The sequence below is a fragment of the Arthrobacter saudimassiliensis genome (assembly GCF_059090665.1).
Map to the genome: position 1 here is coordinate 610,176 of NZ_JBNHFX010000003.1, position 21,106 is coordinate 631,281.

At 69.5% G+C, this 21,106-nt stretch carries 19 protein-coding genes; 6 read left to right on the top strand and 13 right to left on the bottom strand.

Annotation, left to right across the window (positions count from 1 at the left end):
* The first annotated feature begins 14 nt into the window (after window positions 1–14).
* The 5 genes from benA to AC5RV6_RS14100 all read left to right on the top strand — a co-directional run bounded on the left by benA (window position 15) and on the right by AC5RV6_RS14100 (window position 5,482).
* Window positions 15–1,433 (top strand): benzoate 1,2-dioxygenase large subunit, encoded by a 1,419-nt coding sequence (benA, locus tag AC5RV6_RS14080; protein ID WP_494007949.1) that lies wholly within the window; start codon window positions 15–17, stop codon window positions 1,431–1,433.
* A gap of 29 nt (window positions 1,434–1,462) precedes the next feature.
* The gene (benB, locus tag AC5RV6_RS14085; protein WP_494007950.1) at window positions 1,463–1,999 is read left to right on the top strand and encodes a benzoate 1,2-dioxygenase small subunit; all 537 of its coding nucleotides are present in this window, start codon (window positions 1,463–1,465) and stop codon (window positions 1,997–1,999) included.
* Between the two features lie 12 nt (window positions 2,000–2,011).
* On the top strand, window positions 2,012–3,061 hold the full coding sequence (gene benC, locus AC5RV6_RS14090) for a benzoate 1,2-dioxygenase electron transfer component BenC (protein WP_494007951.1): 1,050 nt from the start codon (window positions 2,012–2,014) through the stop codon (window positions 3,059–3,061).
* Window positions 3,058–3,915, top strand: a complete 858-nt coding sequence (locus tag AC5RV6_RS14095) for a 1,6-dihydroxycyclohexa-2,4-diene-1-carboxylate dehydrogenase (RefSeq protein ID WP_494007952.1) — start codon at window positions 3,058–3,060, stop codon at window positions 3,913–3,915. Before benC ends, AC5RV6_RS14095 begins: the two co-directional genes overlap by 4 nt.
* A gap of 160 nt (window positions 3,916–4,075) precedes the next feature.
* Window positions 4,076–5,482 (top strand): MFS transporter, encoded by a 1,407-nt coding sequence (locus AC5RV6_RS14100; RefSeq protein WP_494007953.1) that lies wholly within the window; start codon window positions 4,076–4,078, stop codon window positions 5,480–5,482.
* On the opposite strand, the gene AC5RV6_RS14105 is transcribed toward AC5RV6_RS14100, so the two are convergent.
* From AC5RV6_RS14105 to AC5RV6_RS14130, 6 genes are all read right to left on the bottom strand, one after another.
* Window positions 5,452–8,373: a helix-turn-helix transcriptional regulator gene (locus AC5RV6_RS14105; protein WP_494007954.1), complete on the bottom strand. Its 2,922-nt coding sequence runs from the start codon at window positions 8,371–8,373 to the stop codon at window positions 5,452–5,454. The two genes, AC5RV6_RS14100 and AC5RV6_RS14105, sit on opposite strands and share 31 nt — an antisense overlap.
* 230 nt (window positions 8,374–8,603) lie before the next feature.
* The gene (catA, locus tag AC5RV6_RS14110) at window positions 8,604–9,455 is read right to left on the bottom strand and encodes a catechol 1,2-dioxygenase (protein WP_494008099.1); all 852 of its coding nucleotides are present in this window, start codon (window positions 9,453–9,455) and stop codon (window positions 8,604–8,606) included.
* Window positions 9,456–9,716: 261 nt separating this feature from the next.
* Window positions 9,717–9,995: a muconolactone Delta-isomerase gene (gene catC / locus AC5RV6_RS14115; RefSeq protein WP_494007955.1), complete on the bottom strand. Its 279-nt coding sequence runs from the start codon at window positions 9,993–9,995 to the stop codon at window positions 9,717–9,719.
* A 66-nt stretch (window positions 9,996–10,061) separates the two neighbouring features.
* A complete protein-coding gene (locus AC5RV6_RS14120; protein ID WP_494007956.1) occupies window positions 10,062–11,162 on the bottom strand; it encodes a mandelate racemase/muconate lactonizing enzyme family protein in 1,101 nt (366 codons plus the stop codon).
* Window positions 11,159–12,058 (bottom strand): LysR substrate-binding domain-containing protein, encoded by a 900-nt coding sequence (locus AC5RV6_RS14125; protein ID WP_494007957.1) that lies wholly within the window; start codon window positions 12,056–12,058, stop codon window positions 11,159–11,161. The genes AC5RV6_RS14120 and AC5RV6_RS14125 overlap by 4 nt, the downstream gene beginning before the upstream one ends.
* 209 nt (window positions 12,059–12,267) lie before the next feature.
* Window positions 12,268–12,663 carry a variant leucine-rich repeat-containing protein gene (locus AC5RV6_RS14130; protein ID WP_494007958.1) on the bottom strand — a complete coding sequence of 132 codons (396 nt, stop codon included), beginning with the start codon at window positions 12,661–12,663 and terminating at the stop codon, window positions 12,268–12,270.
* A 221-nt stretch (window positions 12,664–12,884) separates the two neighbouring features.
* Here AC5RV6_RS14130 and AC5RV6_RS14135 point away from each other — a divergent pair, with 221 nt between their 5' ends.
* Window positions 12,885–13,946 carry a hypothetical protein gene (locus tag AC5RV6_RS14135; RefSeq protein WP_494007959.1) on the top strand — a complete coding sequence of 354 codons (1,062 nt, stop codon included), beginning with the start codon at window positions 12,885–12,887 and terminating at the stop codon, window positions 13,944–13,946.
* Window positions 13,947–14,002: 56 nt separating this feature from the next.
* On the opposite strand, the gene AC5RV6_RS14140 is transcribed toward AC5RV6_RS14135, so the two are convergent.
* The 7 genes from AC5RV6_RS14140 to AC5RV6_RS14170 all read right to left on the bottom strand — a co-directional run bounded on the left by AC5RV6_RS14140 (window position 14,003) and on the right by AC5RV6_RS14170 (window position 21,041).
* Entirely contained in the window at window positions 14,003–14,308 is a 306-nt protein-coding gene (locus AC5RV6_RS14140) for a hypothetical protein (RefSeq protein ID WP_494007960.1), read from the bottom strand.
* Window positions 14,309–14,542: 234 nt separating this feature from the next.
* A complete protein-coding gene (locus AC5RV6_RS14145) occupies window positions 14,543–15,127 on the bottom strand; it encodes a hypothetical protein (protein ID WP_494007961.1) in 585 nt (194 codons plus the stop codon).
* An 86-nt stretch (window positions 15,128–15,213) separates the two neighbouring features.
* Window positions 15,214–15,621 carry a hypothetical protein gene (locus AC5RV6_RS14150; RefSeq protein ID WP_494007962.1) on the bottom strand — a complete coding sequence of 136 codons (408 nt, stop codon included), beginning with the start codon at window positions 15,619–15,621 and terminating at the stop codon, window positions 15,214–15,216.
* 100 nt (window positions 15,622–15,721) lie between these two features.
* Window positions 15,722–16,078 (bottom strand): hypothetical protein, encoded by a 357-nt coding sequence (locus tag AC5RV6_RS14155; RefSeq protein WP_494007963.1) that lies wholly within the window; start codon window positions 16,076–16,078, stop codon window positions 15,722–15,724.
* Between the two features lie 47 nt (window positions 16,079–16,125).
* Window positions 16,126–16,542 carry a hypothetical protein gene (locus AC5RV6_RS14160; protein ID WP_494007964.1) on the bottom strand — a complete coding sequence of 139 codons (417 nt, stop codon included), beginning with the start codon at window positions 16,540–16,542 and terminating at the stop codon, window positions 16,126–16,128.
* A gap of 116 nt (window positions 16,543–16,658) precedes the next feature.
* Complete coding sequence (locus AC5RV6_RS14165; RefSeq protein ID WP_494007965.1) at window positions 16,659–18,539, bottom strand: hypothetical protein; 1,881 nt, start codon at window positions 18,537–18,539, stop codon at window positions 16,659–16,661.
* Between the two features lie 390 nt (window positions 18,540–18,929).
* A complete protein-coding gene (locus tag AC5RV6_RS14170) occupies window positions 18,930–21,041 on the bottom strand; it encodes an FAD-dependent oxidoreductase (RefSeq protein WP_494007966.1) in 2,112 nt (703 codons plus the stop codon).
* Window positions 21,042–21,106: the final 65 nt, after the last annotated feature.

Consider the following 21,106-nt stretch of genomic DNA (forward strand, 5'->3'; position numbering starts at 1 on the left):
ACGAGGAGCACAGCATGACCGAGACCCTGGAACAGATCGAACACCAGCTGCGGGATGCCGTGGTTGAGGATCCGGACAACGGCATCCACCGCACCAAACGGGAGATCTTCACCGATGAGGAAATCTTCGAGTTGGAAATGAAGCACATCTTCGAGGGCAACTGGGTCTACCTCGCCCACGAGTCGCAGATCCCGAACGTGGGCGATTACTTCACCACGTACATCGGACGCACCCCGGTGGTCATCTCCCGGTCCAAGGACGGGGAGATGAACTGCCTGGTCAACGCCTGCAGCCACCGCGGCGCCATGCTCTGCCGACGCAAGACGGACAACCGCACCAACTTCACCTGCCCGTTCCACGGCTGGACGTTCAACAACAAGGGCAAGCTGCTCAAGGTCAAGGACTCCCGCGACGCCGGCTACCCGGAGCAGTTCAACAAGGACGGCTCGCATGACCTGACCAAGGTGGCCCGCTTCGAGAGCTACCGCGGCTTCCTCTTCGGTTCGCTGAAGGCCGACGTCAAGCCGCTCGAGGAGCATCTGGGGGAATCGGCCAAGGTCATCGACATGATCGTGGACCAGTCCCCCGAGGGCCTGGAGGTGCTGCGCGGCTCCTCGACCTACACCTATGACGGCAACTGGAAGGTGCAGGCCGAGAACGGCGCCGACGGGTACCACGTCTCCGCCACCCACTGGAACTACGCCGCCACCACGGCCCGCCGCACGGTCGGCGAATCCGCCAACGAAACCAAGGCCATGGACGCCGGTACCTGGGGCAAGCAGGGAGGCGGCTACTACTCGTTCGAACACGGACACCTGCTGCTGTGGATGTGGTGGGGCAATCCGCAGGACCGGCCCAACTACGACAAGCTCGGGGAATGGACCGACCAGTTCGGCCAGGAGCGGGCCAGGTTCATGGTCGGGGCCTCCCGCAACCTGTGCCTGTATCCCAACGTCTACCTGATGGACCAGTTCTCCTCACAGATCCGGCACTTCCGCCCCATCTCGGTGGATAAGACCGAGGTGACCATCTACTGCATCGCTCCCAAGGGCGAATCCGCCGAGGCCCGGGCCAACCGGATCCGCCAGTACGAGGACTTCTTCAACGCCACCGGCATGGCCACCCCGGATGACCTGGAGGAGTTCCGCTCCTGCCAGAAGACCTACCTGGCCAGGACCGCCCCGTGGAACGACATGTCCCGCGGCGCCACCCACCAGGTCAAGGGCCCGGACGAGACGGCCCTGAAGATCGGGCTGAACCCGATCTCCAGCGGCGCCAAGACCGAGGACGAAGGCCTGTACCCGGTACAGCACTCCTACTGGGCCGAAACCATGCGCGCCGCCGTCGCGGCCGAGGAACGCGAGGCCGCCGCCCGCGCCGGCGGAACCGCAGGGGCTGCCGCCACCGGCGCCGGTTCCCCCTGCGGCCACTGACCGCCCGATTCACGGAAGGACCAACCCCCATGACCACCACCACACTGCAGCCTGCCCCGCTGACCAACGCCGAGCTCGCCGCCGAGCTGGAGAGAATCCGCCAGTTTCTTTACCGGGAGGCGGCGTTCCTCGACGACCGCGAATTCGAGCGCTGGGTGGACTGCTACCACCCGGACGCCGAGTTCTGGATGCCGGCGTGGGACGACAACGGCGAGCTGACCGAAGACCCGCAGCGGGAAATCTCGCTCATCTACTACTCCAACCGCGGCGGCATCGAAGACCGGGTGTTCCGGATCCGCACCGACCGCTCCAGCGCCACGAGCCTGCCGGAGCCGCGCACCGGTCACAACATCACCAACGTCGAAATCGTCGAACACCGCGGGGACCAGGTCGACGTGCGGTTCAACTGGTTCACCCTCTACTACCGGTACGAGACCACCGACACCTACTTCGGCACCTCCTTCTACACCATCGATCTCTCCGGCACGCAGCCGGTGATCCTCAAGAAGAAGGTCGTGCTGAAAAACGACTACATCCACCACGTCGTGGACGTCTACCACATCTAGGAAGGGCCACCCATGACGCACAAAGTTGCACTCAGCTTCGAAGACGGGCTCACCCGGTTCATCGACGTCCTGCCTCACGAGACGGTGGCCGACGCCGCCTACAAGGCCCGCATCAACATTCCGCTGGACTGCCGCGACGGTGCCTGCGGCACCTGCAAGGCGTTCTGCGAATCCGGCTCCTACGACGGCGGCGACTACATCGACGAGGCGCTGACCGACGACGAGGCCGACGCCGGGTACTGCCTGCCCTGCCAGATGTCCCCCGAGTCGGACCTGGTCCTGCGCATCTCCGGCACCGCGGAGATGGCCAAGACCGGGATCCAGAAGTTCACCGCCCGCATTGAGCGGCTGCACTGGTACGCCGACAACACGGCCGGGCTCACGCTGTCGGTCGAGAACCGGGACAAGCTGAATTTCCTGCCCGGCCAGTACATGAACGTGCTGGTGCCCGGCACCGGGATCGAGCGCAGCTACTCGTTCAGCTCCGGGCCCGAGGAACGCGAGCTCCGGTTCCTGATCCGCACCGCACCCGACGGGGTGATGACCACCTACCTTAAGGAGCGCGCCGCCGTCGGGGACCAGCTGGTCCTGGAGGGGCCGGTGGGCAGCTTCTTCCTGCGCGAGGTCCGCCGTCCGGTGCTGATGCTCGCCGGCGGCACCGGCGTCGCCCCGCAGCTGGCGATGCTGGAGAAGCTGGCCTCCTCCGGCGTGCAGCCGGCCTTCCCCATCCACATGGCCTACGGCGTCACCTTCGACACGGATCTGGTGGAGGTGGCGGCGCTGGAGCGCTATGCCGAGCTCATTCCCGGGTTCACGTTCGACACGATCGTGGCCGACCCGCAGTCGGCCGCGCCGAAGAAGGGTTATGTCACCCAGCACCTGCTGCCCGAACACCTCAACGACGGCGACGTGGACGTCTACCTGTGCGGACCGCCACCCATGGTCGACGCCGTCCGCCGCTACTGGGCCGACGCCGGCATCACCCCGGCGAACTTCTACTACGAACGCTTCGCGGTCGGCGAGGTCCAGGAGCACAACGTGCACGCCGGAGCGGCCGCATGAGCACAGCTCCCGGTGAAGGAGCGGCCGCGGCAGCCGCCGTGCCCGACGCCGCCCCGGCGGACCGGCCCGCGTTCTTCGCGGGCCGGTTCACCGGCCGGGTGGTGGTGGTGACCGGTTCCGCACAGGGCATCGGCGAGGCGGTGGCCCGCCGGGTGGCCGCCGAGGCCGGCCTGGTGGTCCTGGTGGACCGGGCGGACCTGGTGCACGAGACCGCCGCGTCCATCCGGGACACGGGCGGCGAGGCGCTGGCCGTCACCGCCGACCTCGAGACCTACGCCGGAGCGGAGGCTTTCGTGGCGGCCGCCCTGGCCGGCTTCGGCCGGATGGACGTGCTGATCAACAACGTGGGCGGCACCATCTGGGCCAAGCCGTATGAGCACTACACGCCGGAGGAGATCAGCCGGGAGATCAACCGGTCGCTGTTCCCCACCCTGTGGTCCTGCCGGGCCACGCTGCCCGTGATGATCGGGCAGGGCGGCGGCACCATCGTGAACGTCGCCTCGGTCGCCACCCGCGGGGTGAACCGGGTGCCCTACGCCGCGGCCAAGGGCGGGGTCAAGGCCATCACCAGCGCCCTGGCGCTGGAGGCCGCCCCGCACGGAATCCGGGTGGTGGCCACGGCTCCCGGCGGCACCGAAGCCCCGGAGCGGAAGGTCCGGCGCGGGCCCGCCCCGCAGGATGAACGCGAGCGCGCCTGGTACCGGCAGATCGTGGACCAGACGGTGGAATCCTCCCTGCTCAAGCGCTACGGCACCCTGGCCGAGCAGGCCGCGGCGATCACCTTCCTGGCCTCCGACGAGGCCTCCTACATCACCGGCAGCGTGCTGCCGGTGGCCGGCGGCGACCTCGGCTGACGCTCCGCCCGCCGCCGCCGACGCCGCCCGCCGGTGTCGGCGGCACCATCCGGGCGCCTGCCCGGCTGGTCCATCTGCTCCACTGCTCCACCCGCTCTGTTGCTCCGCTGTCCCACCCGCGGCCAACCCCCGCGGTCCTCGCTGATCATGGAGTTCCCTCATGTCCTCATCCACGCCCGCTGCAACGGTGCAGCAGCGTTCCACCGTCCGCTGGGTGGTCACCATCGCCGCCCTCGCCCTGCTCTTCGACGGCTATGACCTGGTGGTCTACGGCACCGTCGTCTCCACACTGCTGGCCGACCCGTCCCACATCGGCCCGCTGGATGCGGCGCAGGCCGGGGCCCTGGGCAGCTATGCGCTGGTCGGCGTCCTCGTCGGCGCCCTGACCACCGGCGCCGTCGGAGACTACCTGGGCCGGCGCCGGGTGATGATCACCGGCATCGTCTGGTTCTCCATCGGCATGGCCCTGACTGCGCTGGCCTCCTCCGCCCTGGTCTTCGGCCTGTTCAGGTTCCTGACCGGCATCGGGGTGGGCGCACTGGTGGCTACGGCGGGCGCCGTGGTGGCCGAGTTCGCCCCGCCCGGCAAGCGCAACTTCTACAACGCCATCGTCTACTCCGGCATCCCGGCCGGCGGTGTGCTGGCTTCTCTGCTGGCAATTGTGCTGCTGGAGCCGATCGGCTGGCGCGGCCTGTTCCTCATCGGCGCCCTGCCGCTGCTGGTGCTGCTGCCGATGGCCTTGCTCCGGCTGCCTGAATCGCCGCAGTGGCTGGCCGCCCGCGGCCGGCTCGCCGAGGCTCAGGCCCTGGCCGCGCGCACCGGCGTCGAGCTGGTACTGGCCGCCGCCGCACCAGCAGCCCCCGCCGACGGCGGGCCCGTCCCAGCGGAATCGGCCGAGGACGCCGCAGCCCGCCGGGTTGGGTTTGCTGCCCTGGCCACCCGCCGGTATGCGCTGCCGACGCTGCTGCTCGGGCTGATGAGTTTCTCGGGGCTGCTGCTCACCTATGGGCTGAACACCTGGCTGCCGGTGATCATGGGCCAGTTCGGCTATGGGCCGGAGTTCTCGCTAACGTTCCTGCTGGTGCTCAATGCCGGGGCGATTGTCGGCGGGCTGATCGCCTCCGTCTCCGCGGACCGGCTGGGGGCGGGCCGGGTGGTGTCCTCAACGTTCTTCCTGGCCGCGGTGGCGATGGTCGCGCTGACCCTGCAGCTGCCGTTCGCGGTGCTTCTGGTGCTGGTGGCCGTGGCCGGCGTCGGCACCATCGGCACGCAGGTGCTGATTTACGGGCTGGTATCCAACTACTACAGCGCCAACGCCCGCGGCGCCGGTGTCGCCTGGTGCGCCGGGTTCGGCCGGCTGGGCGGGATTTTCGGTCCGCTGATCGGCGGGTTCCTCATCGCTGCCGGGGTGGAGAACGAGACGGCGTTCTACGTCTTCGCCGGCGTGGCCGTGCTCGGCGCCCTGGTGACGATGTTCGTCCCGCGGCGTGGTGAGACCGACGGCGGCCGGGGCGCAGGGGTCAGGACCGCGTCTGCTCAGGAAACGGGCAGCCCGGCGCCGGTCTGAGCGCCGGGACCCGTTTCCGGCTCGATCACGGTCTCGGAACTGGCCGCCCGGAACCGGGCGGCCAGTTCCGTGCGGGAGCTGAGGCCGAGCTTCGCGTAGATCCGGGTCAGGTGGTACTGGACGGTCTTCACGCTCACGAACAGCTCCTGCGCGGCCTGCTTGTTGCTCGCACCGCCCGCTACCAGACGGACCACGGCGTCCTCCTGGGCGGTGAGTGCGGACCAGTCCATGGTCTCGCGCCGGGACACCCCGACACCGGCAGCCTGCAGCTCGCGGTCGCACCTTTCGAGGAGCAGCCCCGCCCCGAGGACACCGAACACTTCCCGGGCCCGGCGGAGCGGTGCCACCGATTCCCGGCGCTTGCCGGCCCGGCGCAGGGTCTGCCCGTAGGCGAAGTCCACCCTGGCGCGCTCGTACGGCAGATTGACCCCGTGCAGGGCCTCGAGCGCGGCGTCGAACGCAGCCTTGGCCTCCTCCAGCTTCCCTCGGCTGCCGAGCAGCCGCCCCCGCACGGAAGCAAGTCGCGCCGAGGCGGAGCGATGCCCGCGGGCTGCGGTGAGGCGGGCCGGTCCGGTGAGGAATGCTTCGGCTTCGGACAGCTGATCGGTCATGATCAGGGCCTTGGCATAGATGTCGTGCCAGGGCCAGAAACCCGGCTCGTCCAGCCCGGCGCAGCGGTCCGAGGCTGCCACCGGCTGCAGCGCGCGAAGCACCCCGTCATGGTCCGCCCGGGCCTCCGCTGCCTGCGCCTGGGCGATCCGGTACGGCAGCAGCATGATCGGATAGTGGCCGGCCCCCGCCCGGCCGGCGTCCAGATGCCGGGCCGCGCCTTCATCGTCTCCGCGCAGCGCGTGGATCTGCGCGGCCGTCCAGTGCAGCAGCGGGCGCACCAGCTCCATCCCCGTCCGGCGCTGCAGTACGGCGGCACGGTCCACGGTGCGCAGGGCCTGGTCCCACTCCCCCAGCGCGAACTGTGCCCGCGCCAGCCAGGCGCTGGCCCAAAGCGAGATGCGGAAGGACCCGGCACTGAAGTCGGTGGACACCGCGGAGGCCAGCTCCTCCCGGGCGGCCTCGGGCCGGTCCAGGGCCAGCAGCAGCCAGCCGCGGCCCATCCGCACCCGCTGGGCCTGGGCGCCGCTGCCCGGACCGGCCGCCAACGTCGCATAGGAGGCCTCCGCTTCCGGTATCCGGCCCGCCGCCGCCAGGCCCAGCCCGCGGATGGCCGCCGATTCCACGGCCGCGGGGCTGCCAGGCTCGGCCAGCGCCCCGGCCCGCTCCGCCCAGCGCACCAGCGCCGGCCCGTCCCAGCGGGCGAGCGAGTCCAGGACCCGCCGCTGGGCGATCAGGGCCGCCGTCCCGGCGTCGGCCGCCCCGTCGACGAGCTGCCAGGCCTGGCCCAGCTGCTGGTCCGCCTCGGCCTCCCGGCCCTGCAGGATCGCCTGGTAACCGGCGACGGCGTTGCGCAGCGGGCTGGGCGGGAACTGGGCGATTTCGTCGGCGTAGGCCAGGGCGTGCGGCAGCTCTCCGGCGCCCACGATGGCGTCGACCGCGCGCAGCAGCAGGGTTTCGCGCTGCCCGCCGGGCAGCAGCCTGCTGGCCGTGACCAGGGCGTCCGCTGCGGAGGACCAGGCGCCGGCCCGGGCGCGGTCCGCTGCGTAGTCCTGCAGGTCCGCCGCCAATCCGGGATCCGGCAGCAGGGCAGCTGCCGCCCGGTGGCGCAGGGCTGCGCCGCGGTCCGCCAGCAGCCCGGCGGCGGCCAGGTGCAGACTGCTGCGGCGGGCCAGGCACAGGGAATGGTAGGCGGCGTTGCGGTGCACCTCGTTTGGAAACGACAGGAGCATCCGGCCGCTTTCCCCCGCGGCAGTCAGCAGCCCCTGCCCGGTGATCTCCGTGAGCGCGGGCAGCGGATCCGTGTTGCCGGACAGCGCCGCGGCGTCCGCCAGGGCCGACGCCGTGCCCAGGACGGCGGCGGCCTCCGCGAGTTCCCGGGCCGGTGTGCTGAGGCGGCGAAGCCGGATCCCGGCGTCGTGCACCAGTTCGCGTGGGGCGGGCAGGTCCCGCTGCCATTGCCTCCATATCTGCGGAGGGTTTTCCCGCAGCAGGTGCAGTACGTGCCGGGGGTTGCCTCCGCAGTATTCCGCGATGCGATGGGCTGCGGCGTCGGGCAACGCCGGGCGGGCGGGCCCCGGAATTCCCGGTACCGGAACCACCGTCCTCATCAGGGGATGATCCTGCCCTTCGGCCCCCTGTCCCTGGCCGGAGAGCTCCGCGGCGGCCGCGAGCTCAAGGACCTCCCCGGCCGTCAGCGGACCCAGCGGCAGCACTGTGACGGCGGGGTCCTCGAGCAGCCCCCGGAACGGGCCCGGCAGCCGGTGGGCGTCTTCATCGCGCAGCAGCAGCACGGCCAGCAGCCTCTGTCGGGTCAGCCGACGCTGCGCGAACAGCACGGCGCGCAGGGTTGCCTCGTCCACCCACTGCAGGTTGTCCAGCAGCAGCAGCGCCGGGCGGTCCGGTGTTTCCAGGGCCGCGAGCAGCCGCGCGCCGTCCGGCGTGGTGTGTGCCGCAGCGGCAGGCGCCGCCTCTCGGCTGTCGGGGTCCGGGATCAGCTGCTGCAGCACGCCGCCGGGCAGGTCCTGTTCCCATGCGGCTCCGGCCGCCCGCAGGATCCGGGGGCTGCCGCCGTCGACGTCGGCCAGGGATTTCAGCAGCTGTACCGCCAGGCGGGTCTTGCCTGAGCCCGCGGGGCCCCGCAGCAGCACGGTCCGGGGGTGTCCGGCTGCTGCGGCGGCGTAGTGGTTTCGCAGGACGGCAAGTTCGCAGCTGCGTCCGACGAAAAGGTCCTGCCGGGAAGCCTCCGCCGCGGGGTGCGACGGCCTCCTGCTGTGCTCCAATGATGCCCTCTTCCGCTCTGCCGTGCCCTGCTCCTGCGTGCAGGCTTCGACATTTCAGCCAAGCACATCGGAGCCGCGGCCGGTGTTCCCGGACCGTTCCGCGGAACACTGCCCGGCCGGTGTATACGACGGCAGGGGGCGCCGGCCTTTTGCTGACCGCACCCCCTGCTGATGGCCCTCGGGCCGCCGTCCGCCCTCCGGCGCCGGCGGCCCTGCCCTGCCCTGCCCGCCTAGCGGACGGGGTCCAGGACGAAGTCGTAGGTGGTCTGCACCCCGTCGCCTGCCGCGGCCGGCTGGATGTCCAGCATCAGCTCCGGCTTGGTGGCGGTGGCGATGTCGTCCTCGTTGTGCGGATCGCCGGGGAAGTACAGCTGGGCAGTGAGCAGCTCGTGCCCGGGGGCGGAGACCTTCAGGTGCAGGTGCGCCGGGCGCCAGGCGTGCCAGCCGGCGGCGGCGATGAGCTGGCCGCAGGCCCCGTCGGTGGGGATCTGGTAGGGCGCCGGCTGGATGGTGTGGATTTCGAACCTGCCCTGCTCATCGGCGATGAAGCTGCCGCGCAGGTTCCACTCCGGGATACCGGGGGCGAACTGGGAGTAGAAGCCTTCCTCGTCCGCGTGCCACAGTTCGATCTTCGCGCCGGCCAGCGCCGCACCGTCGGTGTCCCGGACCTGCCCCTTGAACAGCAGCGGGGTGCCGGCCTCGTCGGGGCGCATTTCGATGGTCGCCGGGCATTTCTGCTCCGGGGCGTCCGGGACGTAGTACGGGCCCTCGATGGAGCCCTTGTTGCCCTTGCGGTGGCTGGTGGCGACCTCTTCGACGGAGTGCTCAAGCCAGACGTCGAGGAACAGCGGCCATTCGCCGTCCTCGCCGACCTTGATCAGCCACGCCTTCAGCGCGTTGTACTCGTCGTAGCTGACCTTCTCCTCGAGCACGATGTCATTGGCGGCCTGGATCAGCCGGCCGGCAAGCATGCTCACCCGCTCCTGGGCGGCTTCGACGTGGGCGAGCTTGCCGGACTGCCGGAACCGGTCGGTGGCGGCGTTGCCGGACGCTGCGGCGGAGGCGGCTTCGGTCTCGGTCATGGGTTCGGGGGTCATGTCAGCTCCTGTCGTGATGGCCTGCGGACGCCGGAGCGGTCCGCGGGTGCGGCGCCGGGCGGCCGTGCCGGGCGTCACAGTTTCTGTTCTGGTGGCAAATCTATGCGGCTGATTCAGTGGGGAGAAATACACGTTTGCCGCTCATTGAGAGCCTGGGCGTCCTAGTGCTTCCCCGGTGGTGTGGTGGGCGGCTCTCCGGAGGAAAGCCCGACGTCGGCCGCGGAAAACGGGCTCGACGCTGCCCGGTCAGCGGATGGCGTTGGGGTGCCGGGCCAGCGGGGTAACCCGGATCCGCATGTACGGGTACATGGGGAAGCCGCTGAGCAGTCCGTGCAGTTCGTCGTTGGAGGCGACGTCGAACACCGAGTAGTTGGCGTATTCGCCGACCACCCGCCAGATGGAGGCAAGGCGGCCGTCCTCCTGGAGGCTGCGGGAGTACTTCTGCTCCTGCTCCTGCAGGCTGCGCACCTCCTCCGGGGGCAGATGCGGCGGGAACGTGACGTCCATGCGGGTCAGGAACAGCATGGTCTTCTCCTTTGAAGGGTCAGCTGGAGGGCGGGTCGGCGGCTGTCCGGTACGGGCGGCCTGCGGTCAGTTCAGGCGGTAGGCGGCGAGCTTGTCCTCGTCCACGGCGGCGCCGACGCCGGGGGCGTCACGGACGGCGATGGTGCCGTCCACGATGCGCAGCGGTTCGGCGAGCAGGTCATCGGCCATGTCGAGGAAGTTGGAGAGTTCTCCCGCCCGCCGGCTGGTCGCCTCATGGGCGGCCCCGAAGGTGACCGTGGCGAGGGAGCCGATCTGGGTGTCGATCTGGTTGCCCATGGTCACATCGACGCCGAGCCCGGTGCAGAGCCCGAGGATTTCCGTGGCCTCGGTGAAGCCGGAGCGGGCGGTCTTGATGCAGATGGCGTTGCAGCCGCCCGAGAGCAGCTCCCGCGACACGTCACCGGCTGTAGGCACGGATTCGTCACCGACCACCGGGATCGGCGATTTCTCCACCAGCCGGCGCCGGCTGAGCACTTCCTTGGCGTCGCAGGGTTCTTCAAGCAGGGTCAGGCCGAGGCCCTCGGTGCGCCGCAGCACCTCCAGGGCCTCGTTGGCGGTCCAGCCACGGTTGGCGTCCAGGTAGATTTCGACATCGTCGCCGAGCCCTTCGCGCAGCACCCGGCAGGCTTCCACATCCAGGGCGAGCGGGCGGCGGCCCACCTTGAGCTTGAAGGTGGTGATCCCGTACAGCTCGCCGAAGCGCAGGGCTTCCTCCAGCAGTTCCGCTGCAGGCCGGAAGCCGAGCATGTGGCTGACCCGCATCCGGTCCGTCCAGCCGCCGAGCAGCCGGTGCACCGGCTCCCCGACGGCCTGGCCGATGGCGTCCCAGACGGCGATATCCAGCGCGCCCTTGGCCACCTGGTTGTTGATGGTCCTGCGCAGCACGGCGTGGATCCGCTCCCGGTCCATGATGTCCAGGCCGAGCAGCTGCGGGGCGAAAACCTGGTCGATGACGGCGGTGATGGACGCCTGCGTCTCGCCGTAGGTGTACGGGCGGGGCGGGGCGTCGGCGATGCCGACCACGCCGTCGTCGGTGTACACACGGACCAGGACGTGGTCCGCGGTGGCGACCTCGCCGCTGGCGAACTTCAGCGGGTGGGTGTACGGGATGGCATAGGGGATCGCTTCGATCCGCTCGATTTTCACGGGGTGGTTCCTTCTGACGGGGTCAGGGTCTGGGCGTCGAAAAGGGAGAGGAAGTTCGCGATCAGCGGGCGGGCATCGCCTTTGCGGGAGGCCAGGGCGAGGTCGACTTCGGGGGCGTCTGTCAGGGCGCGGAAGACAATGCCCTGCAGCCCGAAGGTGCTGCGCGGGGTGGGCACCAGTGCGATGCCCATTCCGGCCGCCACGAAGGAGAGCAGTGTGGAGGTTTCGCGGGCCTCCTGGACGATGTCGGGACGGAAACCGGCGGATCTGGCGGCGTCGAGGAAAATGCCGCTGACCGCGGATTCGGCGGGATAGGAGATGAAGGGCTGGCCGGCGAGATCGGCCAGCCTCAGTTCGTCACGGACCGCGAGCGGGTGCTGCTCGGGCAGGGCAAGGACCAGTTCGTCCTGGCCCAGGCGCAGCAGGTCCAATGCCTCCGAGCGCACCGGCGGGCGCAGCAGGGCCACATCGATGCGGTTCTCCTCCAGCGCCCGTTCCATCTGCGGGGTGAGCATTTCACCGTGGACGTTCAGCCGCAGCCCCGGCATCCGGGTCCGGGCCGCTTCGACGATCCGGGGCATCAGCCGGTACATGGTGGATCCGGCCACCCCGATCCGGACCACGCCGCTGGCGCCCTGGCCGACCAGCTGCACATCCTGGGCCACTTGGTCGAGGTCGGCAAGGATGCCGCGGGCACGGTCCAGGAGCAGCTCGCCGGCGGGTGTGAGTTCCACTTTGCGGGTGGTGCGGACCAGCAGCTGGGTCTTCAGCTGTTCCTCGAGCTGCTTGATCTGCTGCGAGAGCGGAGGCTGGGCCATGTGCAGGCGCTGGGCCGCGCGGCCGAAGTGCTTTTCCTCCGCCACGGCCACGAAATACCGCAGGTACCGTGTTTCCATCTCCGCCTTTCGTCGATCCGGCGGGAATGTGCCGTGAATCTCACCCTAGGCGGAGGAACTATGTGGGGGAAATACTCAAATTCGCCGTATTGAGACGTTGCCGGTCTTAGTGGCGCGGAGGGGACGACGAGGGGCCGGGCGGATCTCCATCAGCCCGCCCGGCCCCCGCTGCCTGTTGTGTTTCAGCCCCCTCCCCCGGTCCGGCGGCCCTAGCCGGCGGTGCTGCGGCGGGCCAGCGCGGCGTCGACCGCCGGGTCGCCGAGGCCGTGCAGCCAGGTGAGCAGGTCGGTGCTGGCGGCCGGGTTCGCGGCAATCGCCGGTCGGGCGTGCGGATGCTCCATGGCCAGCTCGCGCAGCCGGCGGGAGGAGACACCGGGGTCCTCGGCCTGCGCGAGGACCGCGACCTCGGCCGGGTCGACCTTGGCGGCCGGGGCGGCGGAGGCGCCGGCGTCGACCACGTCGGCGGCGGGAATGTTCATCAGCGGGCCGTCCTGGCTGCTGCGGATGCTCTCCGGCCGGGCGGCCGGAGCGGTCTGCGCGGGCGCGTCCTCGGGGGTGTGGTCTGCAGGGGTTTCGGCCGGGTGCTCGTGGATTTCGTTCTGCATGGCATCCTCCAATTCATCAGTAGCCTTGCCTTTATCCTTGCAGACCCGGCCCCGGGCGCCGAATCCGCCCTACGCAGCGGAAGCCCGCGGTTTGTGGTTCGTCACCGGTTTTCCAAGTAGTTGCGCTGGCGCCGGCGGGCCGGGACTCGTAGTGTGCCGCCCGTCCGGCGCCGGTGCGCCGGCCCCTGAGTCCGACAGTGCGTGCTGGGAAGGGTACTGGGATGAATTTGGACTGGTTGGAGTGGATCCTGCCCGTATTGCTGGCGGCGGCGCTGGCCGTCGGCGGCACGGCCGCGGGCTGGGCCGGGTGCCTGCTGTGGCAGCGCCGGCGGGAGCTCAGCGCCCTGCGCGAGCTGGTCACCCAGCTGCACCTGAAACGGGCGCTGGCGGCCGGCGGGCCCGGCACCGTGGGCCCGGTGCACGATCCGGTGCGCTGCCGCTCCGCGGTCGCCGACGTCCGCGGGCAGGTGCGCGAGGCGCTGGCCGAGCTGCGGCCCGGCTCGGTAAAGGTCGCGGCCGTGCTGGTGGAGATGGAGGCCGCCTGCGCCCGGTACCTGCAGGAGGTCTCCGCCGCACCGGGCAGCTACGCGGCCCGGCTGCCGGGATTGCGCCTGGAGCTGCATACCGGTCTGCGCCGGCTGTGCAGCCTGCGCGAGGACCTGGAGTACCTGGCCCCGGGCCAACGCGGCGATGCCCGCGCCGCCGAACGGGAGGCGGCCGCAGCCCGGGTGGCCGAGCAGCTCGCCCGACGGCGGGCGGCGTCCGACGCCGGCACCGCCCGAACCGGCCGCGACACAGGTGCGGCGGACTTGGGCACCATCCGTACGGAACCGGTGGCGGCACCGGCCGGCGCCGGCGAGGCGGCCCGGACCGGGGAGATGACCGGCCCTGCCCGCGCCGGGCAGGCGAAGGTTCCGGGACAGCCGCGGCACCGTGCGCCGGTGTCGCCCGGCCCCGCCCGCCGCGCCCTGATCGGGCGACGGCGGCGGGAGGACCGCGCCGCAGCCGACGACGCCGCCCGCTGGCTGCCGCAGACCCCGGTACCCGCGGCCACCGCAGCCCCCACCGGCCCCATCGAAAAGGCGAAGCAGCCGGCGGCGGCCCCCGCCGTCGTCGTGCCCGCCGCGCCGGTGACCGCTGCTGCGCCTGCCGTCACGGAATCCGCGCTGATGCCGCCGCCCGTGCCGGTGGCGGCCGTACCGGCGCCGTCCCCGCCGGCTGTGCGCAGCGGCAAGACCAGCATCAACAAGGCCGCACGGAACCGGCGCCGGCAGAAGGTCTAGCAACCCGGCGCGGTGCTGCCTGCTCCCCCGGATGCGGGGTCGGCAGGCCGCGGCGACTACCGGGTCCAGCCGATGATGAACGCGACCGTGAAGAAAATCAGCAGCGAGAGCAGCGGGGCGACGACGGCACCGACGATCGCGGTGAGGCCGTGCCGGCGGCCGGCCGGCCGCTGGGCGGCGACAATGCCCAGGACGAACGCCGTGATCCCCAGGGCTCCCCAGAGCAGCTGGGTGCCCAGCAGCCCGTAGGCGAGGCCGGTGAGCGGGTTGGGATTGGCCGGGCTGCTGGACAGGTCCCAGGTGCTGACGATCGTGCCCGCGACGGCGGAGGCCAGCAGGGACCCGGCGGCGGCGCTGATCATCAGGCGCAGACCCGCTCTCGCGGCCCGGCCCGGATCCGCCGGGGACGCGGGCGCGGGTGGCTGTGCGCGCTGGCCGGGAGCGTGAACGTGGGGCAGGTGAGGCGGGGGCGGCATGCTCATCGGATCAGCGTAGGAAAAGGCCTTCGCTGTTCCGAGTTGTGACGTGCGTGCGCGGCGGCGCAGCCCGCTGCGGTGACGCGCCGGGGGCGGTCTTCCGCGAGGATCCCCCGGGCGTCAGCGTGCAGCTGTCAGGGCCAGGAAACAGCAGAACGTGGCCACGGCCAGGGCTGCTCCGGAGAGGGCCTCTTTCACGGTGTGTTCCCCGAGGGAGATCCGGCTGAGCATCATCAGCGGTGAGAGCGCCAGCAGCCAGAGCCAGCCGGCCCCGTACGCCGCCGCCACCCAGAGCACGGCGAACGTCAGCACCGACACATGCGCGGATACGTTGAGCCAGCGCCGGAAAAAGACCAGGCCCACGTTGCCGATCAGCAGCCCGGCCACCGTCTCCGGCACCGGTGACGGCGCGGGCAGGAGGAAGCAGGCGACGACGGCGGCCAGCATCAGCGCCGCCACCAGGATCACCCGCCGGCTGTCCGGGATGCCCCGGCGGCGGAAGAAGCCCTTGGTGCCCTTGTAGATCGCCCCGGGGACCCCGACGACGCCGGTCAGCAGCAGGAGCACGGCCGCCGGTCCCAGCCCCGCGTCGAGGCCGGCCAGCACCACCAGGACCGCCAGCACCAGGGCCGGCTGCAGGAGCCTGGAGTACCAGGCGGCGGCCGGAGACGGCTGGGTCTTGGGCGGGTGGTCCGTTGTCTGCACTTCGTCTGCCTGTCTTGTCGCTGCCGTTCTACCCAGCGACTCTAGCCCGGGCACCGCCGCAACAAGGGGCAGAAGGGCACAGTGCCCTAGAACTCGCCGCGAATGGACGCGTCCTCCGGCCAGGGGAAGCACTCCGAACCGGACGCGATGCGGATGGTTTGGGGCTCAACCCCGGCACCGATGATGTAGTTTTCGGCGGCGTCCGGCGAGCGCAGCTGGACTTCGAAGTGTCCGGCCGGGGCGGGGTCACGCACCTTGAGATCGAACCGGCTGTCCCGGTACTTCTCCTCGAGGGCCCGGACCACCGGGTCGGGCTCGGTGCCAGCCGTCAAAGTGACAGTGGTGACCCCGTTCCAATTAACCGTGGACCCGCCGCAGTCGATCAGCATGCCGGTCGGCATCTGGGCGACGTCGGCCACCTGGTCCTGAGGAATCGATTCAGCGATTTCCAGTTCCATGGCCTGTGTGCGGGCCTTGGCTTCCTGCCACGTCAACTCGTCCGCTGCGGACGCCTCAGGCTCAGCACTGGCACACCCAACAAGGCCCAACAGCAGCACCAAACCTGCCGCAACTCCTCGGGCTTGAGTCATCCCGTCACCCCCTACAGACCGGCAGTTTAGAAATCCCCACGTTGAGATTCATCCTCAGGCCACGGAAAGCATTCAGAGCCAGAAGCAGTACGAATGGCGTAGGGGTCTTCGGCCCCCGCTTGATGATGTACATTTCGGCGGTGTCAGGAGAGCGCAGCTGGACTTCGTAGTGTCCCGCCGGAGCAGGATCACGCACCTTAATGGCGAACCGGCTGTCCTGGTACTTCGCTTTCACCTCCCGGACGAGAGGCTCCGGCTCGGTGCCCTCGCTCAAAGTGACGGTGGTCGCGCCGTGCCAATTGACCGAAGAGTCGCTGCACCTGATCAGAAGGCCGGTCATTGCCTGGTCGATCTCGGCCACCTTGCTCGCCACCGAATCACCCCGCCGCCTCTCGATGGCACAGGATTCTAGAACTTTCCGCCCATGTACTCGCCCTCGGGCCAGTGGAAGCAGTCAGAGCCGGACGCAATTCGAATCGTATGGGGTTCCAGTCCTTCCGCGACCAGATAGATTTCGGCGCTGTTCGGAGCGACCAACCCGACTTCATAGTGTCCCGCCGGAGCTGTTCGTGTTTCGATGTCGAACCTGCTTCCTTGGTACTTTGTTTCCAGTTCCCTGACCAGAGGCTCCGGCTCAACCCCCTCATTCAGCGTGACCGTGGTTGCCCCTTTCCAGTTCACGGATTCAGGACCGCAGCCCATGAGAACACCGGTTGACCCCTGATCGATGGCGGCCACTTGATCTTTGGGGAAGGAATTGGCAATCTCCAGCTCCACGGCCTGTGTACGGGCCTTCGCTTCCTGCCACGTCAGCTCTGTCTCCATGGTTGCGTCCTCTCCCATTGACTTCGTAGGCGTCGGCGCCTGTGTTGAATCACCCGCACATCCGGCAAGGCCCAGCAGCAGCACCACCGCTCCTGCGTTCCATAGTCGTCGTCGAATCACTTTGTTACCTCTCGGAGCACGTCTTCCAGCAGTCTCGCATTGTCCTTGCTGTCTAATGTGGGGAGCGAGTGGGCATCAAACGTACCGATGTCTGATCCTTCCGGCACTGAATACTCGTTATGCGTGAAGGAATCGTGCTTACTGGGCACTTTGTCGTCCCAGATCAATCCGGTTCCCTGCCCCCGGAGGAGGATGTCGTTGTCGTAGACGTAATTCGAATACCGGGTGTCCTTGTCAGGGTCCCAATCTTCGTGCATCCCGGCCCCGGACAGGGAGATGGACTTGTCATAGCCCGCTCCGTGGATCTCGGAACTGGTGAGATTGACGTAGCCCCAGCTGTGCCCGATGCCGATCTGCTCCGTTCCCTGCAGGGTCGGGTCCGTCAGCATCCCCTGCTGGAAGCCGGCCAGCTGCTTTCCGGCGTCATACCCCGTCTGTGGGTCGTTGGCTTCCAGGAGGCGCAGGTAGTCTTCCCCGCCTTCCTCCTGGTTCTCCCCGGGAACGAGGCCGTCCTTGTAGACAAAAGCCACGGTGTTCGGGGCCGCATCCACCATGTAGTTAGGGAAGGTCTGGGCTCCGCCGTCGTAAAAGCTTTTCATGCTGGTGAAGGTGCCGGGAACGTACGTGATCGTGCGCTGCGTATCCGGGCCCGGGGTTCCGAGCATTTCGATGATCCGTGACTCTTCACGGTTGTACAGATACAGCTGCACCTCCCCGGCCTGCACCCGCTTCAAATAGTCGATCTCCCTCTCCAGCATTTTCTGCCGCGCCTCGGAATCGCCGCCGATCTCCTTCAATCGGGCGAGCAGCGCCTCCGCCGCCTCGATGTCGCCAGCCGCACCCACGCTGTTGGCATGCACCCGGGCCAGCGCGGGCACTCCGTCGAGGGACCCGAAGACCTTGGGCGCCGATTCCAGCAGGACCAGCTGCTGGGCCGTGAAGCCGTTGGCAGCGCTCCCCGAGGCCTGCAGCTCGGCCCACCACTCGGCGATGCGTTCCGGGGACACCGACGGCAGGTGGGTGAGCCAGTCAGGGTTTTTCGACGCCACTTCGAGGTCCGCCGGTGTGGCCGTTTCAAAGAACTCCAGGAGGGCCTCGCCGCGCACCGCGCTGGGGGAAATCGCCAAGGCCAGCGCCGTGGAGGACAGCTCCACCGAGCCGGCCAGGTCTCCGCCCTGCCCGGCGGTGCTGAAGGCCTGCCCGATCTGCCACAGTTTGTCGGCGTCGTTGCGGTCATCCTGGTTGTACTTGCTTACCGCGGGTGCGAAGGTACCGACGTCGGTTGAGGCCCAGGAGCATGAGCTCTGGAAGCTGCTCAGCGCCTGGACCACGTCCTGGCAGACCAGCTCGGCGACGTCGTCCTGGTCGTAGATCTGGGATGCGGCGGCCTTCACGGCCTCGGGTACCGCGGAGCTGGTGCCGGGCGCCGCGCCGGCAGCCCAGTTGTGGGGTTGCAGGACCAGCGGCGGAAACGAGACCTGAGGGCGGGGCACCTCGGCCCCGGACAGATCGTCGGGAGGGGAAAACCCGGGCAGCAGGTCTCGCAGGTAGTCCGCGGCGGCGGACACGAAGCCCTCTTCCAGCAGCTTCTGCAGGGACCTGGCCCGCTGCTCCTTCAGGTCTTGGCGGGCCTGCTCGGCCTGGCTCTTGGCAAACTGGACCTGCTCGGCCACATCCTCCAGTGCATTGACCAAGGCATTGCGGGCTGCCAGCTGTGCGGCCGAGTTCGCCCGATACCGGTCGGCGAACGGACCGCGGAACTCCGCGAGCGCCTCCCCGGTTGTCGATGCCCGTGGCCCGCGCTGCTCGCTCAACGCTGCCGCCGCTTTCTGGCAGGCAGCAATGAGCTGATCGGCGTCGTCGTCGTTAAAGCGCATTCAGGATCCCCCATCCCCCAACGCGCCCATTTCTGGGTCGCAGGTAAGAGGTTACACCCGTCACACATCTGCGGTGTCCCCACCGGGAGCGCGGTCTATTGCCGAGCGATCACCCACGCCGGCGCTGCGCGGCAGAACCGGCTCGGGGGGGCCCGCCACTTCTCTCCGCCGTCGTACTTTAGTCCCCCAAACCCCGCCCGCAGGCTGGGTCAGCTGGCCGCGAAGGACCGGCGGGTGTCGAAGATGACCGGGAAGACGTTCTCACGGCCCGAGCGTATCGATCCGTCCGCGGTGCACGTGACCGGTGGAGTATGCACTCGCGCCTTCCAAGGCGAGGTGCACGTCGGGCCGCCCGCCAGCGGCGGACGGCCCGGACTCGTGCGTCGGCTGTTAGACCTCCGTCGTCACCTTCCACGACGAGTGGATGGCGCCGTGGATGTAGTTCACCGCGCCGGCGTCGCCGACGACGTCGCAGCTGATGCCCGCCTCCCGCAGCTCGTCCGACAGCGGCGCGGCCGACGTCGTGCCGTCCGCGTACACCACCATCGCGGCCGGGGCGGAGAAGGACTGCTCCCCCACCGTCCACTCCACGGACTTTTCCGTGATGCGGGTGATCGTGGCGTTGCGGTGGATGTCCACGCCGTGGCTGGTGGCGTCCTTGACCGCGGTCCAGCGCCGCGGCATGGCCAGCGGCAGTCCCAGCTGCTGCTTTTCGTGCAGCAGGGTGACGCGGCGGCCGCGTTCGGCGAGGAACTCGGCCAGCTCCAGGCCGACCAGGGAGCCGCCGATCACCACCACGTCCTTGCCCATGGGCAGCCAGAACTTGGTGAACTGGCGGACGAATTCCGGGCTCTTGGTGACCCCGGAGAGCCGGCCGAGCTTGCCCAGGGTGCTGAGCACGGCGCCGGCCTCCTCGGCGGTGGCGGTGCCGAGCATCATGGCGCGCAGCGTGTCGCCGGTCTGCACGATGGGCAGGTCCCCGCCCGGGAAGTCCGGCTTGGGCCGCACGGCGCCGGTGGCCACGATGACGTGGTCCGGGTTCAGCGCGCGGATGGTCTCCACGGTGGCCGGGGTGTTCAGCTTCACCGCGATCCGCAGCCGCTTGATTTCGGCCTTGAACCAGCGCAGCAGCCGCTCGTTATCCGGGGTGGTCATGGTGGAGAACCACATGGTGCCGCCGAGCCGGTCGGACTTGTCCAGCACAGTCACCCGGTGCCCGCGTTCAGTGAGCACCCGCGCCGATTCCAGCCCGGCCGGGCCGGCACCGACGACGACCACGTGCTTGGCGGCCGACGCCGGCTTCAACGGCAGCAGCGCCTCGTTGCCGAGCGCCGGGTTCACGGCGCAGAACGGGGTGTCGTCGAAGAAGTTCTCCGCCACGCACAGGTAGCAGTTGATGCAGGGCCGCACCTCGGCGAACCGGCCCTCGCGCAGCTTGTTCGGCAGCTCCGGGTCGGCCAGCAGCTGCCGGCCCATGGCGGCGAAGTCGATCTGCCCGGCGGCCAGCGCCTTCTCGGAGATCTCCGGAAGCATGCGCCCGACGGCGATCACCGGGACATTCACGGCCTGCTTGATCGCGGCGGCGTTGTCCAGGTAGGCGCCGACCTTGTTCGGCAGCGGGCCGTCGGTGAAGTTATCGAACGGGTTCCGGCCCCAGCCGGTGACGTGGATGGCGTCCGCGCCGGCCTGCTCGAACAGCTTCGAGGCTTCGATGGCCTCCTCGAGGGTGAGCCCGCCGTCCTGCCCGTATTCCTGTCCGGCGACGCGGACCAGGATCGCCAGCCGGTCACCGACCCGGTCCTTGACGGCGCGGATGACCTCGCAGGCCAGCCGGGCGCGGTTGGCCAGCGGGCCGCCGTATTCGTCGGTGCGCTGGTTGTCCCGCTGGTTCAGGAACACGCCGAGGATGTAGCCGTGCGCGGCGTGGATCTCGATCGCATCGGCGCCGGCCTTGGCGATGCGTTCCGCGGCGTCGGCCCAGGTGTTTACCAGCCAGGCGATGTCCTCGGCCGTCATGTCCTTGTAGGTGGTCTGCTTGCCGGCGGTGGCCGCGCCCATCTTGCCCAGTTCCTCGCGGGTGCTGTCGGCCAGGGCGGACATGTCGTAGCTGTAGTCCGGCTGGTTGGGGGCGAGCACGGGGCGGTCGTTGGCGACGTCGACGCGGGCCACCTTGCCGTGGTGGGTGGACTGGATGCAGAGCCTGCTGCCGGCGGCGTGCACGGCGTCGGCGAGGGCCTTCAGGCCGGGGATGTACTTGTCATCGGACAGGCCCGGCTCCTTCATGGACGCGGCGCCGTAGGGGAAGGCGATGGCGCAGGCGCCGGTGATGATCAGGCCGGCGCCGCCCTTGGCGCGCGCCACGTAGTGGTCGATCTCGGTCTGTTCGATCTCTCCGTGCTCGGAGACGTTCATGTCCATGGCCGGCAGGACGATGCGGTTGGGGGTTTCCATCGGGCCGATGCGGCCGGCGGCCATCAGCCGGGGAAAGGTCTTGGTGTTCACATTTCGTAATTTACTCCTCGATTTCGCCACAAGCTAAACCGGAAGAGGTTGCGTAAATCACGCGG

Coding starts and splice junctions, on each gene's coding strand:
- benA (WP_494007949.1), top strand. CDS start 15: ATGACCGAGACCCTGGAACAGATCGAACACCAGCTGCGGGATGCCGTG.
- benB (WP_494007950.1), top strand. CDS start 1,463: ATGACCACCACCACACTGCAGCCTGCCCCGCTGACCAACGCCGAGCTC.
- benC (WP_494007951.1), top strand. CDS start 2,012: ATGACGCACAAAGTTGCACTCAGCTTCGAAGACGGGCTCACCCGGTTC.
- AC5RV6_RS14095 (WP_494007952.1), top strand. CDS start 3,058: ATGAGCACAGCTCCCGGTGAAGGAGCGGCCGCGGCAGCCGCCGTGCCC.
- AC5RV6_RS14100 (WP_494007953.1), top strand. CDS start 4,076: ATGTCCTCATCCACGCCCGCTGCAACGGTGCAGCAGCGTTCCACCGTC.
- catA (WP_494008099.1), bottom strand. CDS start 9,455: ATGACCGAGACCGAAGCCGCCTCCGCCGCAGCGTCCGGCAACGCCGCC.
- catC (WP_494007955.1), bottom strand. CDS start 9,995: ATGCTGTTCCTGACCCGCATGGACGTCACGTTCCCGCCGCATCTGCCC.
- AC5RV6_RS14125 (WP_494007957.1), bottom strand. CDS start 12,058: ATGGAAACACGGTACCTGCGGTATTTCGTGGCCGTGGCGGAGGAAAAG.
- AC5RV6_RS14130 (WP_494007958.1), bottom strand. CDS start 12,663: ATGCAGAACGAAATCCACGAGCACCCGGCCGAAACCCCTGCAGACCAC.
- AC5RV6_RS14135 (WP_494007959.1), top strand. CDS start 12,885: ATGAATTTGGACTGGTTGGAGTGGATCCTGCCCGTATTGCTGGCGGCG.
- AC5RV6_RS14140 (WP_494007960.1), bottom strand. CDS start 14,308: ATGATCAGCGCCGCCGCCGGGTCCCTGCTGGCCTCCGCCGTCGCGGGC.
- AC5RV6_RS14160 (WP_494007964.1), bottom strand. CDS start 16,542: ATGGAGACAGAGCTGACGTGGCAGGAAGCGAAGGCCCGTACACAGGCC.
- AC5RV6_RS14165 (WP_494007965.1), bottom strand. CDS start 18,539: ATGCGCTTTAACGACGACGACGCCGATCAGCTCATTGCTGCCTGCCAG.